The sequence below is a fragment of the Allobosea sp. genome (assembly GCF_051860145.1).
In the GTDB taxonomy this organism is placed as follows: Bacteria; Pseudomonadota; Alphaproteobacteria; order Rhizobiales; family Beijerinckiaceae; genus Allobosea.
Map to the genome: position 1 here is coordinate 132,310 of NZ_JBHYEM010000004.1, position 14,380 is coordinate 146,689.

Sequence of the window (14,380 nt, forward strand, 5' to 3'; positions counted from 1 at the left end):
GATTCACAGGCCGGTCGTTGCGCCGGCCGTCAGGCCGCGCACGAAATGGCGCTGCAGCAAAAGAAACAGGATCAGGACGGGCAGCGTCGTGAGCACCGCCGCGGCGGTGAGCGGGCCCCACTGGACGCCGTAATCCGTCATGAAGAAATGCAGGGCGACCGGCGCCGTTCGCATGCCTTCCGACGAGGTGAGGACCAGGGCGAGCAGGACCTCGTTCCAGGCGCCGATGAAGGCGAGCAGGCTGACGGTTACCAGGCCGGGCTTCGCGGCCGGCAAGACGATACGATAGAGCGCCCCGAGGCGGCCGGTGCCGTCGATCAGCGCGGCCTCGTCGAGCTGCACCGGGATCGAGCGAAAATAGCCTTGCAGGAACCAGATCGCGAGCGGCGCAATAAAGGCGCTGTTGGCCAGCACCAGGATCACATAGGTGTCGAGAATCCCGAGTTGGCTGCCGAAGAAATAGAGCGGAATGACCGCGGACAGCTCGCCCAGCGCCATCCCGCAGAGGATGGCGAAGAGCAGCACGTTCTTGCCGCGGAATTCGTAGCGCGCGACGACATAGCCGGCGTGAACCGAGACGAACAGCACGACGGCAATGCTGCATCCGGCGACGATCGCGCTGTTCAGCATGAAGCGGCCGAAGCCGCCCCGCAGCACGGCTGCATAATTGTCGAGCGAGATCGGCCAGGGCAGGAAGGTGCCGGCATTTGGAGCGCCGGCGGGCTGCAGTGAGGTTGCCAGCGCCAGAGCAAAGGGCAGCAGCATGGCGGCGCCGACGCCGAGCATGAAGACGCCGCGTAGCGCGGTCGTTCCGGGAGAGGAGAGGGCATCCGACGGTGTTGTCATGGCTGTGCTCCGGCCTTCACCAGGCGGAAATACAGCGCTGCCAGCGCCAGCTCGATCACGATCAGGAACACGGTGAGCGTCGCGGCCAGCGCAATATCGAAATTCTCGAAGCCTTCGCGGTAAAGCCGGATGCTGAGGAGCTCCGTCGCGTTCAGCGGGCCGCCGCCGGTCAGGACGAGCGGCAGGACGGCGACATTGAAGAAACTGATCATCAGCGTGACGATGCAGACCATCGAGATCGGCCGCAGCATCGGGATGATCACGTAGCGGATCTGCTGCAGCTTCGTGGCCCCGTCGACCTCCGCCGCCTCGTCGACCTCCTTGGGAATGGCGGCAAGCCCGGCGAGCAGCATCAGCATGGCGAAGCCGGTCGCGCGCCAGGCGTTGATGACCGTCAGCGTCGGCAGCGCCTGCTCGAGGCTGATGAAGGGGTTGATCGGCGGCAATCCCGCCCAGCGCAGCAGGTCGTTCAGCGGGCTGAACTCGCCGCCGAGCAGCAGCTTCCACATCAGTGCGAGCACGACCTGGTTGGTGACCCACGGCACCAGGACGACGGCCCGAAGCACTGCCGTGCCCCAGCTCTGGCGGCGCAGTGCCAGCGCCAGGGCAAGGCCGAAGGTCCAGCAAAGGGCGACGCCGACGATCACGAAGACGGCGGTGTTCCAGAGGTTCTCCAGGAATCTCTCGTCGGTCAGCAGGAAGGTGTAGTTGGCCGTCCCGACGAAGCGGACGATCTCGTAAACCTTCGTCGCGGAGAGGCTGTACTGCGCGACGAAGATGACCGGGTAGAGTGTCGCGAACAGCACCAGGATGAGACCGGGCGCCATCAACGCGTAAGGAAACAGATCGATCTTCGCGCGTCGCGGCGAGCGGCGTGATCCTGCTGCAGCCATGGTCATGACAGCCATCGGCCACCGACAAGCGGGCTTTTCGTCTCCGGCACGGTCTTACTGCTGCTGCGCGATGCGGTCATATCCAGCCGCCGCCCGCCGCAGGACGGCTGCGATGTCGCTGTTGGGCTTCAGGATCACCTCGTGCAGCGCGTTGACCATGGCCTCCGTCAACCGGTTGGCCGTGGGGATATTGATCATCGGCTCGCTGCTCTTTGCGGTGTAATCGAGCCACCACTGCAGATAGGCCGCTTCGGGCGACTGGAAGTAGGGGTCGCGGGCGGCGCTGCGGCGGGAGGGCAGCGCCCCGGCAATCCGCGCATTGGCGGCCTGGACCTCGGGCCTGAGATAGAACTGGATGTATTCCCAGGCTGCGTCGGCCTTCTTCGCGCCTTTCGGGATGCCCATCGACCAGCCTGTGATGGGCGTCGGCGATGGCTTGGCCGGGTCGTCGGAGGGGATCTCGACGAGCAGGATGTTCTCCGCGCCGACGGCGCGCGCGTGATCGCGATAGCGATGCGACCCGTCGATGAACATGGCGAGCTTGCCGGTGCGGAAGGCGTCGGTCTGGTCCTCCCAGCTCATATTGACCACGTCCGGCGGCGAGATCTTGTGGACGTGCACGCAGTCGGACAGGAATTTGTAGGCGCGTACCGCCGCATCGTCGGTGAAGCTCGCCTTGCCCGCCTGGTCCAGAATACGGCCGCCCCGCCCGTGAATATGCGGCTGCAGATAGACCGCGTGAACGAGCTGCTGCTTGCCGCCGAAGAACCCGTAGCCCCAGCGCCCGTCGCCGCTGACCTTCTTGCCGAACTCGACCACGTCGTTCCAGGTCTTCGGCGGCTGCATTCCGGCGCGCTCCAGCCAGTCCTTTCGCACGAAAAGCGCATGCGAAATGGTCTCGAGCTGCATCGTCGTCTTCTGCCCGTTCGTCAGCAGAGCCGGCGAATAGTCGATCAGGAAATCCTTGCGTTGTTCGGCGTCGAACGCCTTCTCGATATACGCGTCGAGCGGGGCGAGAGCACCTGCGCGCGACACCATCGGAATCGACTCCCAGCCAACGCGCGAGATGTCGGGCTGCGTACCTGCCTGGACCGCTGCAACCAGGCGACGAGCGAGTTCAGCGAAAGGATAGATCTCGAAGGAGACGTTGATGCCGGTTTCTTTCCGGAACGCCTCCTCGTTGAGCTTGATGGCCTGCTCCCGGACCGATTTGCCTTCGGGGCTCAGGAACGACCAATGGACGATCGACTGGCCGTCGAAAGCCTTCGTCTGGGCCCGCGCGTTGGACACGCCCGCCAGAAGCGTCGACGTCGCCAAGGCGGCGCTGCCGGCAAGGATTGCCCGACGTGTCTCAAACAAACTGCTCATCATGGGCCTCCACCCTGGATCGCACGACCGCTGCCCGGTTCTGCGTCGTCTGCGCGACTTATGTACCATTTCATGGCGCCATGTTAACGTCAACATGAACTGTTTGGGAGAGAAATTCAGGGTTTTGACGCGGCTTGCGCGCTGGTCGGTGCGTGATAGTTACTTCAGTTCCGGCGCACTTGCCGCCTGTTGGGATCGTGACGTGCCTCGTCCAGCTACGATCGACGAAGTCGCAAGGCTCGCTGGCGTGTCGAGCATGACCGTAAGCCGGGTGGTCAACGGCAGCCCGCGCGTCCTGGCAGAGACACGCGGCAAAGTGCTCGCAGCAATGACCGAGCTTAACTACAGGCCGAACGCCATCGCGCAGGGGATGCGAAGCAGCACGACGCGCACGATCGGTTTCCTGCTGCCGGACCTGACCAACCCGTTGAACGCCCTGATCGCGCAATCGGTCGAGGCGAGCCTGGCGGCGGCCGGCCTTCGCATGCTCGTGGCGAGCACGCGCTTCGACCTCGACAAGGAAGCGCATTACCTGGAGCAATTTCAGGCCAATGTCGTCGACGGCATCATCGCCCTGCTGTCGGACGAGACGTCTGAAGTCATTTCACGAGCCGTCGAAAAATCACGCGTGCCGATCGTGGTGATTGATCGCGATCTTCCCGTGCCTGTGGATGCGGTGCTCTGCGAGCACGAGCCGGTCATGTCGGAACTCGTAACGTACCTCGCTGGCCTCGGTCATCGACGGATCGGCCTGATCAACGGCCCAATGACGATCAGGCCGGCACGCCGACGCGCCCATGCATTCTTCGAAACGGCATTGAAACTCGGTTTGGAAGAGCTGGAGCGGTACAATCGAGAACCACCGCCGACGGTCGATGACGGGTTTAGCGCGACAATGGAATTGATGGCGCTGCCGTCACGGCCCACGGCGCTGATCGTCTGCTCGAACCAGAATATGTTCGGGTCTCTTCGTGCCATTCGCGAACTTGGCCTGCGCGTTCCCGACGAGCTTTCATTCGTCGGGGCGGACGAAAACACGTCATCGGCTCTTTTCGATCCGCCGTTGACGGTGATCGATCGCGATATAGGCATGATGGGCGAAGCGGCTGCTGCTTTGCTCCTGCGCAGATTGCGGGATCCACACCATGCCGGCTGCAGCCGGCAAACAGTGCCCTCAAGGCTGATTTTGCGAGCCTCCTGTGGGCGCGCTCCTGACTTGCTGCCCCCGGGACGCGGGCGCTGATCGCTTCGCATGCCTTACACTTCAAGCGCGTTACCAGCAGGCACTGACCGGCGCGATGTAGCGAGCGCCACAGCACTGAGAGGTCCGGGTAGCGCAGGACCAAATGCGGGATTTCGCGCCGGACAAGGCAGGGTAGTGGCCGCCATGCGTCGCAGGTCTGGATAAGGCTGGCCGCTCGTCATGCGCCACCCGCGCATCGATCGCTTTGGATGATGCACGCTCGCGTCTTGGGGCGAGCCACCGAATCCGGTTATTGCTTGGCCATGCGCCAGTATCACGACCTCCTGAAACGCGTCCTGACCGAGGGCACCCGCAAGGACGACCGCACCGGCACCGGCACGCTCGCCCTGTTCGGCCACCAGATGCGCTTCGACCTGGCGCAGGGCTTTCCGCTGGTGACGACCAAGAAGCTGCATCTGAAATCGATCATCCATGAGCTGATCTGGTTCCTGCGCGGCGACACCAATGTGCGCTACCTGCAGGAGAACGGCGTCACGATCTGGGACGAATGGGCCGACGCCAATGGCGATCTCGGCCCCGTCTACGGCCGGCAATGGCGCTCCTGGCCGGCGCCCGACGGCAGCACAATCGACCAGCTCGCCTGGCTGGTGAGCGAGATCAAGCGCAACCCGGATTCGCGGCGCCTGATCGTCTCGGCCTGGAACCCGGCCGACATCCCGAAAATGGCGCTGGCGCCCTGCCATTGCCTGTTCCAGTTCTTCGTCCTGAACGGGAAATTGTCCTGCCAGCTCTACCAGCGCTCGGCGGATGTCTTCCTCGGCGTGCCCTTCAACATCGCGAGCTATGCGCTGCTGACGCATATGGTGGCGCAGGTGACGGGCCTCGGCGTCGGCGATTTCGTGCATTCCTTCGGCGACACGCATCTCTATGTGAACCATCTCGACCAGACCCGGCTCCAGCTCAGCCGCGAGCCGCGGTCGCTGCCGGTGCTGCGGCTCAACCCGGCCGTGACGCGGCTCGAGGATTTCCAGTTCGAGGATGTGGTGATCGAAGACTACGATCCGCATCCCGGCATCAAGGCTCCGATCGCGGTATGACGCTCTCCATCCGTTCCGCCCGGCCCAATGAGGCCGGACTCGTGCTGAGCTTCATCAGGGAGCTCGCCGAATACGAGAAGCTGCTGCACGAGGTCACGGCCAGCGAGGAGGATCTGGCGCAGGCCCTGTTCGGGCCGGACCCCAAAGTGTCCTGCGACATCGCCGAGTGGGACGGCGCTCCGGCCGGCTTCGCCGTCTGGTTCTACACCTATTCGACCTTCTCGGGCCGGCACGGCATCTGGCTGGAGGACCTCTATGTCCGGCCCGAGCATCGCGGCCGCGGCATCGGCAAGGCGCTGATCGCAGGATTGGCGAAGCGCTGCGTCGATGAGGGCCTGCCGCGGCTGGCCTGGTGGGTGCTGAACTGGAACGAGCCGTCGCGCGTGTTCTACCGCTCGCTGGGAGCGACGGCGCAAGCCGAATGGACGGTGAAGCGGCTGGAAGGCGATGCACTGGCGCGGCTGGGGCAAGGGCGCCCGGAGCAAGAGCGCCTGGAGCAAGGGGCATGAGCGGGTCGGCGGGGCTGCCGCTCGTCCTCGTCGCGGCGGTTGCCGACAACGGCGTGATCGGCGACGACAATCGCCTGATCTGGCGCCTCAAGACCGACATGCGGCATTTTCGCGGTCTGACCAATGGCTGCCCGCTGCTGATGGGCCGCAAGACCTTTCTCTCGATCGGCAAGAAGCTGCCGGGCCGCGAAACGATCGTATTGACGCGGGACCCAGGCTTCAGCGCCGACGGCGTCCATGTCGCGCATTCGCTGGATGAGGGGCTGGAGCAGGGGCAGCGTCTGGGCCAGGCCATGGGCGCGCATTCCGTCATCATCGCCGGCGGCACGGACATCTACGCCCAGACCCTGCCGCGGGCCGACCGGCTCGAGCTGACGCTGGTCCATGCCGAGCCGCCGGGCGACGCGCATTTTCCCGAATGGGACCGGGCGGCGTTCGAGCTGATTGCACAGGAGGCCCATCCTCAAGGCCCCGAAGATGAACATCCGTTCACCTTCGCGACGTTTCGCCGCCGGTCATAACGGCACTTTGCATTGACATTGAAGGGCTTGCGTCGTTGACGAATCCGTGTCCGATGACCAAGTCACGGGCTCGCGTATCGTAAGGACGCTGACAAACAGCCGCCGTTCGCCTATGGCACGTGTGGTACAGATGTGAGGAACGGCGACAGTATGCCTTGGAGCAACCAGAGCGGCGGTAGCAGCGGCGGGGGCGGTGGCCCCTGGGGCCAGCGTGGAGGAAGTGGCGGCGGCGGGGGCGGTGGCCCCTGGGGCCAGGGCCCCGGCGGCAGCGGCGGTGGCGGCGGTTCTCCGCCTGATCTGGAAGAAATCCTGCGGCGCAGCCAGGACCGGCTGAAGAATTTGCTGCCGGGCGGCAATCTCGGCGGGCGCGGCCTCGTGCTCGGCATCCTCGCCCTGATCGTGATCTGGCTCCTGACGGGCTGGTACATCGTTCGCCCGAACGAGGTCGGCCTCAATCTCCGCTTCGGCAAGTTCGTCGGCAAGACCGGCGAAGGCCTGAACTACAACTGGCCCTATCCGGTCGGCAGCGTGATCAAGCCGCAGGTGACCAACGTCGTCACCACCGAGGTCGGCTTCCGCACCGTCGAATCCGTGCGCACCTCGCGCCAGACCGATGTCGGCGAAGAGAGCCTGATGCTGACCGGCGACGAGAACATCGTCGATATCGACGTGATCGTGCAGTGGCAGATCGATCCGGCCGCGCCGGAAAACTACGTCTTCAACATCCAGGATCCGCCGGGCACCGTGAAGGCGGTGGCCGAGAGCGCCATGCGCGAGGTCATCGGCCAGCGCAACATCCAGCCGGTCCTGACGACGGACCGTGCCGCGATCGAGACCGAAGTGCGCCAGCTCATGCAGGAGACCCTCAACGGCTACAATGCGGGCGTGCAGATCCGCCTCGTCCAGCTACAGAAGGTCGACCCACCGCAGCAGGTCATCGACGCCTTCCGCGACGTCCAGGCGGCGCGCGCCGACCAGGAGCGTCTGCGCAACGAGGCGCAGACCTATGCCAACCGCGTCGTACCGGAGTCGCGTGGTCGCGCGGCCCAGCTGATCCAGTCTGCCGAGGCCTTCAAGGAGCAGACCGTGGCGGAAGCTTATGGTCAGGCCAGCCGCTTCAACGCGGTCTATGACCAGTACAAGAACGCGCCGGCGGTGACCCGCGAGCGTCTCTTCCTCGAGACGATGGAGCGCGTGCTCGGCGGCACCGACAAGATCATCCTCGACCAGCGCGGCAACGGACAGGGTGTCGTGCCCTATCTGCCGCTGAACGAACTTCCGCAACGGCGCCCTGCGCCGCCCGCGCCGCAGACGGGAGCAACCCGATGAACGGTTCCGCTCTGCGCATCGGCGCCTTCGTCGTCCTCGCCGCCGCCGCGATCATCTTCTACGCGGCGACCTTCGTCGTCCAGCAGACCCAGTCCGCCATCGTGCTGCGCTTCGGCGCGGTGCGCAGCGTCGTCACCGAGCCGGGCCTCTACCTGAAGTTGCCCGCGCCCTTCGAACAGGTGACCTTGCTCGACAACCGCATCCTCGACCTCGACCTGCCGGCCCAGGAAATCATCGCCTCGGACCAGAAGCGGCTCGTGGTCGATGCCTTCACGCGCTATCGGATCTCCGATCCGCTGCGCTTCTACCAGGCGGTCAACAACATCCCGCGGGCAAATTCCCAGCTCGCCTCGATCGTCAACGGTCAGGTGCGTTCGGTCCTCGCCGAGGCAACCTTCACGGCGATGGTGCGCACGGATCGCTCGCGGCTGATGATCCGGATCCGCGACGACGTGAACCGGGAGGCCGCGCGCTTCGGCATGACCGTCGTCGACGTGCGCCTGCGCCGGGTCGATCTGCCGCAGGCGAACTCGCAGGCGATCTATCAGCGGATGCAGACGGAGCGCCAGCGAGAGGCTGCCGAAGCACGCGCGCTCGGCGGCCAGCAGGCGCAGGAGATCCGCGCCAGGGCCGATCGCGATGCGACCGTCATCGTCGCCGAGGCGCAGCGTCGTTCCGACGAGGTCCGAGGCGAGGGCGAGGGCGAGCGGAACAAGGTCTTCGCCGAGGCGTTCGGCAAGGATCCGGAGTTCTTCACGTTCTACCGCTCGATGCAGGCCTATGAGGCCAGCATGAAGGCGGGCGACACGCGAATGCTGCTCTCGCCGGATTCGCCTTTCTTCCGCTATTTCAACAATCCTGCGGGGCGCCCGGATGGAGCGGCGGCAGCGCCGGCTCCGACGGCTAGACCCTGATCGATAGCGAGCGTCGCGCATGCTGGATTTCATCGCGGCGCTCGGCCTCGTCTTCGCCATCGAAGGCATCCTGTTCGCAGCGATTCCGAACCTGGCGAAGGACGCGCTGCGCAGCGCCGCGGAGACGCCGCCGGAGCGGATGCGGCTGATCGGCATCGGCTCGGCGCTGCTCGGCGTGCTGCTGGTCTGGCTGGCGCGCGGCGGCGGCTAGGATAGGCTTGGCGGCGGGAGGTGACATGATCGTGTGTCGCCCTTCCGCCGCATTTTGAGGTTCAATCTCTGGCCTAGCGTTTTCGGCCGCAAGATCGGCCCGTTTCTTCACGAGGACACCGATGGCATTGAAAATCGTCTCCGCTTCCCGCCTCGCACGGGTCGCGCTCGCAGCCAGCATGGTCGCGCTGCCGCTGGCTCCGGTCGCCGTCCTCGCCCAGGCGCCGACCGCCGCGTCGCCGCTGGCGACGGGGCAGCTCTCGCTCGCCGACCTCGCCGAGCGCGTGATGCCGGCCGTGGTCAATATCTCGGCCGTGACCACCAGCGATTCCCGCAACCGCACGCTGCCGCAATTGCCGCAGCTCGGCCCCGACACGCCGTTCGGCGATCTGTTCGAGGAATTCTTCAACCGTCGCGGCCAGGGCCAGCAGGGCCAGGGGCCGGCCCAGCCGCCGCAGCAGCGGCGCTCGCAATCGGCCGGATCCGGTTTCGTGATCGATCCGTCGGGCATCATCGTCACCAACAACCACGTCATCGGCGACGCCAACGAGATCACCGTGATCTTCAACAGCGGCCTGCGCCTGAAGGCCGAGATCATCGGCAAGGACACCAAGGTCGATCTCGCGGTGCTGCGGGTGAAGCACGACAAGCCGCTCGAATCCGTCAAGTTCGGCGATTCCGACAAGATGCGGATCGGCGATCCGGTGATGGCGATCGGCAACCCGTTCGGCCTCGGCGGCTCGGTCTCCTCCGGCATCGTCTCGGCCCGTAACCGCGACATCCAGCAGGGCCCCTACGACACCTATATCCAGACCGACGCGGCCATCAACAAGGGCAATTCCGGCGGCCCGCTGTTCAACATGGCGGGCGAGGTCATCGGCATCAACACGGCGATCCTGTCGCCGACCGGCGGCTCGGTCGGCATCGGCTTTGCGGTGCCGTCCTCGCTCGCGACCAACATCGTCGATCAGCTGCGCGAGTTCGGCGAGACGCGGCGCGGCTGGCTCGGCGTCCGCATCCAGAGCGTCGATGACGCCACGGCCGAGGCGCTCGGGCTGGGCACGGCGCGCGGCGCGCTGATCGCCGGCGTGGACGACAAGGGGCCGGCCAAGCCCGGCGGGCTCGATGTCGGCGACGTCATCGTCAAGTTCGACGGCAAGGAGGTCAAGGATTCCCGCGACCTGCCGCGCATCGTCGCCAGCACCGCCGTCGGCAAGGACGTGCCCGTCCTCATCATCCGCAAGGGCAAGGAAGAGACCAAGACGATCAAGCTCGGCCGGCTCGAGGATGGCGAGAAGGTCCAGCCGGCCTCGGCCCGTCCGAATGCCGAACCGGCGAAGCCGGCGGTGACCTCCGCGCTCGGCCTCGAGCTCTCGCCGCAGACCGAGGAGCTGAAGAAGCGCTACTCGATCAAGGACGGCACCAAGGGCGTGGTGATCACCAAGGTCGATCCCAATTCCAACGCCGCCGACAAGCGCATCTCGATCGGCGAGCTGATCGTCGAGGTCGGCCAGGAGGCGGTGAATTCGCCCGAGGACGTGACCAAGCGCCTGGACGCGCTGAAGAAGGAGGGCAAGAAATCCGCCCTGCTTCTGGTCTCGAATGCGCAGGGCGAGGTGCGCTTCGTCGCGGTGTCGATGAACTGACCGCTGGGCCTTTCCCAGGATCGAGGGCGGCTCCTGTGGCCGCCCTTTTTCTTTGGGGATCGCTGATCACTTCGATGAGCGATTTTCATTGGCCGCCCCGGGCGGAGCATGCCAGGGATCGCGCGATCAAGGAGGCGAGCGGCCATGCGGATGAGTGAGATTCCCTTCGGGACCGTGGACTGGGGTTCCGTGGAGCCTGACCGCCATGCCGGCGAGGAAGGCGAGGCGCTCTGGCGCACGCGGCTCGTCGGCCCTTCCGACAATGCCATCCGGGTCAGGATGGTCGAGTATTCGGCGGGCTATGTCTCGGATCACTGGTGCTCGAAAGGGCACATCCTGCTCTGCCTCGAAGGGGAGCTCGAGACCACGCTGGAGGACGGGCGCGTCTTCACGCTGAAGCCAGGGATGAGCTACCAGGTCGCCGACCAGGCCGAGGCGCATCGCTCCAGGGCGCCCAAGGGCGCGAAGCTGTTCATCGTGGATTAGGCGCGGATGATCTCGTCGCCGCGATAGCCCTGCGCGTAGAGGAGGGCGGTCAGGTCGGCATGGTCGAGGCGGGCGTCGGCCGCTGCGGCGACGGCGGGCTTCGCCCGGAACGCGACGCCGAGCCCGGCCTCGCCCAGCATGGCGAGATCATTGGCGCCGTCCCCGATCGCCAGCGTCGCGGCCGGGGCGAGACCGAGGCGCGCCCGCAGTTCGATCAGCGCGTCGAGCTTGGCCTGCTTGCCGAGGATCGGCTCGGCGACCTCGCCGGTGAGGACGCCGCCTGCGGCGAGGAGCCGGTTGGAGCGGTCCTCGTCGAAGCCGATCGTGGCGCCGAGTGGGCCGGTGAAGACGGTGAAGCCGCCGGAGACCAGCGCGGTGTAGCCGCCATTCGCCCGCATGGTGCGGACCAGCGCGGTTCCACCCGGCGTCAGTGTGATGCGCTCGCGAATGATCTCGTCGACGACGGAGGTGGAAATCCCCTTCAGCAGCGCGACGCGCTCGCGCAAGGCAGGCTCGAAAGCGACCTCGCCGCGCATCGCCCGCTCGGTGATGCCGGAGACCTTGTCCTTGAGCCCGACATAGGCGGCGAGCTCGTCGATGCATTCCTGGCCGATCATCGTCGAATCCATGTCGGCGAGGAACAGCGCCTTGCGGCGGGCCGCGACCGGCTGGACGATGACATCGATGGCGGCGCCGTCGAGCGCGTCGCGGATATCGGCTTCGAGCTTGCGCGCGTCGGTGACATCCGCGAAGAGGTCGGCGGCGATCTCGCCGTCGAGGCGGGCGCGGTCGGCCGCACCCGGCACGGCGGCGGACAGCTGCGCCAGCAGGCCGTCCGTCAGCAGGGCTTGACCATGGGCGGAAACGAGCGTGGCGACGAGCATGAGGGGAACCGGGTGAAGCTGGCTTGCAGGGCGGTGCTCATCGCAGGTCCGACGGCGAGCGGCAAGTCCGCGCTCGCGATCGAGATCGCGCGACGCTGCGGCGGCACCGTCGTCAATGCCGATTCGATGCAGGTCTATGCCGACCTGCGGATCATCACCGCTCGCCCCAGCGCCGCGGAGGAGGCCTCGGTTCCGCATCGGCTCTACGGCCATGTCGATGGCGCCGTGAACCATTCCGCGATGCGCTATGTCGCCGATGTCGAGGCGGTGCTGGCCGAGCTCGACGCGAGCGGCTCGCTGCCCGTCCTGGTCGGCGGCACGGGCCTCTATTTCAAGGCCCTGACCGAGGGTTTTTCGGAGATTCCGCCGGTTCCGGAACCGGTCCGCGCGGCTTTTCGCGCGCGCGCCGAGGGCGTCGCCACAGCGGAGCTCCATGCCGAGCTGGAGAGTCTCGATCCGGCAATGGCGCAGCGGCTCAGGCCGAGCGACCGCATGCGGGTCATGCGGGCGCTCGAGGTTTTCCTTGCGACCGGGCGCTCGCTCGCGGCGTTCCAGGGATCACGGCGGCCCGGGCCGCTCGGGGACGCAGCCCTGCTCCGGCTCTTCGTGGCGCCCGAGCGGGAGCTGGTGCGCGCCCGCATCGACCGGCGCTTCGAGGAGATGATGGGGCAGGGCGCGCTCGACGAGGTCGCGGCGCTGCGGACGCGCCGGCTCGACCCGCTGCTGCCGGTGATGCGCGCCCATGGCGTGCCTGGCCTGATCGATTATCTCGACGGCAAGCTCGCGCTGGACGAGGCGATCGCGCGCGGCCAGGCCGATACCCGCGCTTATGCGAAGCGCCAGGTGACCTGGTTCCGTCACCAGATGGCCGGCTGGCAGGCGGCCGCGCCCGAGGACGCGCTCGATCTTGCGATGCGAGAGCTGGACGCGGCCTGATCAGGCCGCGACGGCGATATCGACGCCGGCGAAGCGGATGCAGTCGCGGCCCTCGTGCTTGGCGCGATAGAGGGCGCCGTCGGCGCGCTCGAAGAAATCCGCGAAGCTTTCGTCGCCCTCGCGCGTCGCCACGCCGAGGCTGGCGGTGACGCGCAGCGACAGGGTTTCGGAGGCCGGGAGCTCGCGCAGCGCCAGCGCGTCCTTGATGCGCTGGGCGATGCGCATGGCCGCCGTCGCGCCGGTGCGCGGCAGGAAGACGGCGAACTCCTCGCCGCCGAAACGGCCGACGAGGTCGCGGTCCAGCCTGACCAGGCCAAGCAGGAGATCGGCGAAGGCGCGGATCACGGCGTCGCCGGCCGGATGGCCGTGGCTATCGTTGACCTTCTTGAAATGGTCGATGTCGACGATGATCAGCGAGGCGTCGTCGCCGTCCTCTTCGCAAGCCTGGATCTCGGCATTTGCCTTCTCGGTGAAGGAGCGCCGGTTGAGAAGCGTCGTCAGCGGGTCGGTCTCGGCCAGGCGCCGCAATTCCTGTTCGCGTTCCTCACGCTGGCCGATCTCGTCGGAGAGCGCGCGGCGGGTCGCGCGCTCCCGGCCGATCTCGAGCGCCAGCGTGGCCGCGCGGCTCTGCAGCGTCAGGTTCGCGATCATCAGCTCGGAGACGTCGGTCAGGGTGATGACCAGCCCGTCGCCGAGCGGGGCGAGCGCGAGCTGGAGCCAGATCTCCCGCCCGTTCACGGTGAAGCAGGATTCGAACATGTCGTTGCGGCGCAGCTCGATCGCGTAGAGGCAGCGGCGCCAGACCATGTTGTCGGCGAGGAAGGGCAGGCTCGTGCGGGCATCGGTGTCGAGCAGTCGCTCGTCGTCGTGGCCCGCAATGACGGCCGCGCGCCGGTTCGCGGTGATGATGATGGCGCGTTCGATATTGCCCTCGTCGTCGCGCACGGCGCGCAGCGCCAGGATCCCGCAGGGCGAGGTGTCGAGGACCGTGGCCAGCAGCTCCTCGCGGAACTGCAGCGGGCGGCTGAAGACGATCACGAAGCGATCGCCATTGGCCGCGGTGGTCGGCAGGATCAGGCGCTCCCACAGGCTGACGCGGACGCTGGTGAGCGCACGGTGCACGGTATAGGCCGGCTTGCCGTCGGCGAGCGCCCGGTCATAGCAATCGGCCGTGAAGCGGGCGACCTGGGGCGGCATTTGCGAGAGGCGCTCGCCGAGCCGCGAGCCGCCGATGTAACGAATGATCTCGCGGCCGAAATGCCGATAGACGTAGTCGCCGTCGCCGGCCGGGGCGAGGACCATCAGGTCTTCGCCGAAATCCGCCATGAGGTCCTGGACCAGAGGCTCGTAGGGCGCGCCGGCCTCGGCCAGCGCGCAGAGCCCGAAGCGCCGCAACAGTTCGGCGACCTCGGGAGCATGGGCGCGCTCCGCGATGTTTTGGGTATGGACTTCCTGATACATGATGGTCCTGCTTCGAGCGCGCGGACGCTAGCAGAGCCGATCTTGAGAAAGTGTTCCCTTGGGTCATGCGATTTTC

15 protein-coding genes are annotated in these 14,380 nt (G+C 66.5%); 10 read left to right on the plus strand and 5 right to left on the minus strand.

Annotated features, from left to right (window positions below; translation table 11 throughout):
- Positions 1–3: 3 nt before the first annotated feature.
- Genes ACTIF2_RS08525 through ACTIF2_RS08535 form a run of 3 tightly spaced genes read right to left on the minus strand, consistent with a single transcriptional unit; the run spans position 4 to position 3,176 of the window.
- Positions 4–846, minus strand: coding sequence for a carbohydrate ABC transporter permease (locus ACTIF2_RS08525; protein WP_439496625.1), 843 nt, complete (start codon positions 844–846; stop codon positions 4–6).
- Positions 843–1,745 carry a carbohydrate ABC transporter permease gene (locus ACTIF2_RS08530; protein ID WP_439496626.1) on the minus strand — a complete coding sequence of 301 codons (903 nt, stop codon included), beginning with the start codon at positions 1,743–1,745 and terminating at the stop codon, positions 843–845. Before ACTIF2_RS08530 ends, ACTIF2_RS08525 begins: the two co-directional genes overlap by 4 nt.
- Positions 1,746–1,793: 48 nt before the next feature.
- On the minus strand, positions 1,794–3,176 hold the full coding sequence (locus tag ACTIF2_RS08535) for an ABC transporter substrate-binding protein (RefSeq protein ID WP_439496627.1): 1,383 nt from the start codon (positions 3,174–3,176) through the stop codon (positions 1,794–1,796).
- A 25-nt stretch (positions 3,177–3,201) separates the two neighbouring features.
- On the opposite strand from ACTIF2_RS08535, the gene ACTIF2_RS08540 reads away from it, so the two are divergent.
- The 9 genes from ACTIF2_RS08540 (at position 3,202) to ACTIF2_RS08580 (ending at position 11,023) form a co-directional block, all read left to right on the plus strand.
- A complete protein-coding gene (locus tag ACTIF2_RS08540) occupies positions 3,202–4,350 on the plus strand; it encodes a LacI family DNA-binding transcriptional regulator (RefSeq protein WP_439496628.1) in 1,149 nt (382 codons plus the stop codon).
- Positions 4,351–4,613: 263 nt separating this feature from the next.
- Complete coding sequence (locus tag ACTIF2_RS08545; RefSeq protein WP_439496629.1) at positions 4,614–5,408, plus strand: thymidylate synthase; 795 nt, start codon at positions 4,614–4,616, stop codon at positions 5,406–5,408.
- A complete protein-coding gene (locus ACTIF2_RS08550) occupies positions 5,405–5,917 on the plus strand; it encodes a GNAT family N-acetyltransferase (RefSeq protein ID WP_439496630.1) in 513 nt (170 codons plus the stop codon). The genes ACTIF2_RS08545 and ACTIF2_RS08550 overlap by 4 nt, the downstream gene beginning before the upstream one ends.
- Entirely contained in the window at positions 5,914–6,438 is a 525-nt protein-coding gene (locus ACTIF2_RS08555; protein ID WP_439496631.1) for a dihydrofolate reductase, read from the plus strand. Before ACTIF2_RS08550 ends, ACTIF2_RS08555 begins: the two co-directional genes overlap by 4 nt.
- Before the next feature lie 150 nt (positions 6,439–6,588).
- The gene (gene hflK / locus ACTIF2_RS08560) at positions 6,589–7,767 is read left to right on the plus strand and encodes an FtsH protease activity modulator HflK (RefSeq protein ID WP_439496632.1); all 1,179 of its coding nucleotides are present in this window, start codon (positions 6,589–6,591) and stop codon (positions 7,765–7,767) included.
- The gene (hflC, locus tag ACTIF2_RS08565; RefSeq protein WP_439496633.1) at positions 7,764–8,681 is read left to right on the plus strand and encodes a protease modulator HflC; all 918 of its coding nucleotides are present in this window, start codon (positions 7,764–7,766) and stop codon (positions 8,679–8,681) included. The genes hflK and hflC overlap by 4 nt, the downstream gene beginning before the upstream one ends.
- A 19-nt stretch (positions 8,682–8,700) precedes the next feature.
- Positions 8,701–8,892: a DUF2065 domain-containing protein gene (locus ACTIF2_RS08570; RefSeq protein ID WP_439496634.1), complete on the plus strand. Its 192-nt coding sequence runs from the start codon at positions 8,701–8,703 to the stop codon at positions 8,890–8,892.
- A 121-nt stretch (positions 8,893–9,013) separates the two neighbouring features.
- Positions 9,014–10,537 (plus strand): Do family serine endopeptidase, encoded by a 1,524-nt coding sequence (locus ACTIF2_RS08575; protein WP_439496635.1) that lies wholly within the window; start codon positions 9,014–9,016, stop codon positions 10,535–10,537.
- Positions 10,538–10,681: 144 nt separating this feature from the next.
- Positions 10,682–11,023 (plus strand): DHCW motif cupin fold protein, encoded by a 342-nt coding sequence (locus tag ACTIF2_RS08580; RefSeq protein ID WP_439496636.1) that lies wholly within the window; start codon positions 10,682–10,684, stop codon positions 11,021–11,023.
- On the opposite strand, the gene serB is transcribed toward ACTIF2_RS08580, so the two are convergent.
- The gene (gene serB, locus ACTIF2_RS08585; RefSeq protein WP_439496637.1) at positions 11,020–11,907 is read right to left on the minus strand and encodes a phosphoserine phosphatase SerB; all 888 of its coding nucleotides are present in this window, start codon (positions 11,905–11,907) and stop codon (positions 11,020–11,022) included. The genes ACTIF2_RS08580 and serB overlap by 4 nt on opposite strands.
- On the opposite strand from serB, the gene miaA reads away from it, so the two are divergent.
- Positions 11,878–12,843 carry a tRNA (adenosine(37)-N6)-dimethylallyltransferase MiaA gene (miaA, locus tag ACTIF2_RS08590; protein WP_439496638.1) on the plus strand — a complete coding sequence of 322 codons (966 nt, stop codon included), beginning with the start codon at positions 11,878–11,880 and terminating at the stop codon, positions 12,841–12,843. The genes serB and miaA overlap by 30 nt on opposite strands.
- Here the strand turns inward: miaA and ACTIF2_RS08595 are convergent, their stop codons facing one another.
- A complete protein-coding gene (locus ACTIF2_RS08595; RefSeq protein ID WP_439496639.1) occupies positions 12,844–14,304 on the minus strand; it encodes a GGDEF domain-containing protein in 1,461 nt (486 codons plus the stop codon).
- Positions 14,305–14,380 lie beyond the last annotated feature (76 nt).

What these genes read in the sequence shown, in the direction of transcription:
- serB (WP_439496637.1), bottom strand. Translation starts at nt 11,907, where the DNA reads ATGCTCGTCGCCACGCTCGTTTCCGCCCATGGTCAAGCCCTGCTGACG.
- miaA (WP_439496638.1), top strand. Translation starts at nt 11,878, where the DNA reads ATGGGCGGAAACGAGCGTGGCGACGAGCATGAGGGGAACCGGGTGAAG.
- ACTIF2_RS08575 (WP_439496635.1), top strand. Translation starts at nt 9,014, where the DNA reads ATGGCATTGAAAATCGTCTCCGCTTCCCGCCTCGCACGGGTCGCGCTC.
- ACTIF2_RS08530 (WP_439496626.1), bottom strand. Translation starts at nt 1,745, where the DNA reads ATGACCATGGCTGCAGCAGGATCACGCCGCTCGCCGCGACGCGCGAAG.
- ACTIF2_RS08555 (WP_439496631.1), top strand. Translation starts at nt 5,914, where the DNA reads ATGAGCGGGTCGGCGGGGCTGCCGCTCGTCCTCGTCGCGGCGGTTGCC.
- ACTIF2_RS08580 (WP_439496636.1), top strand. Translation starts at nt 10,682, where the DNA reads ATGCGGATGAGTGAGATTCCCTTCGGGACCGTGGACTGGGGTTCCGTG.
- ACTIF2_RS08570 (WP_439496634.1), top strand. Translation starts at nt 8,701, where the DNA reads ATGCTGGATTTCATCGCGGCGCTCGGCCTCGTCTTCGCCATCGAAGGC.
- ACTIF2_RS08595 (WP_439496639.1), bottom strand. Translation starts at nt 14,304, where the DNA reads ATGTATCAGGAAGTCCATACCCAAAACATCGCGGAGCGCGCCCATGCT.
- ACTIF2_RS08540 (WP_439496628.1), top strand. Translation starts at nt 3,202, where the DNA reads ATGAACTGTTTGGGAGAGAAATTCAGGGTTTTGACGCGGCTTGCGCGC.
- ACTIF2_RS08525 (WP_439496625.1), bottom strand. Translation starts at nt 846, where the DNA reads ATGACAACACCGTCGGATGCCCTCTCCTCTCCCGGAACGACCGCGCTA.
- ACTIF2_RS08550 (WP_439496630.1), top strand. Translation starts at nt 5,405, where the DNA reads ATGACGCTCTCCATCCGTTCCGCCCGGCCCAATGAGGCCGGACTCGTG.
- hflK (WP_439496632.1), top strand. Translation starts at nt 6,589, where the DNA reads ATGCCTTGGAGCAACCAGAGCGGCGGTAGCAGCGGCGGGGGCGGTGGC.
- ACTIF2_RS08545 (WP_439496629.1), top strand. Translation starts at nt 4,614, where the DNA reads ATGCGCCAGTATCACGACCTCCTGAAACGCGTCCTGACCGAGGGCACC.
- hflC (WP_439496633.1), top strand. Translation starts at nt 7,764, where the DNA reads ATGAACGGTTCCGCTCTGCGCATCGGCGCCTTCGTCGTCCTCGCCGCC.
- ACTIF2_RS08535 (WP_439496627.1), bottom strand. Translation starts at nt 3,176, where the DNA reads ATGGTACATAAGTCGCGCAGACGACGCAGAACCGGGCAGCGGTCGTGC.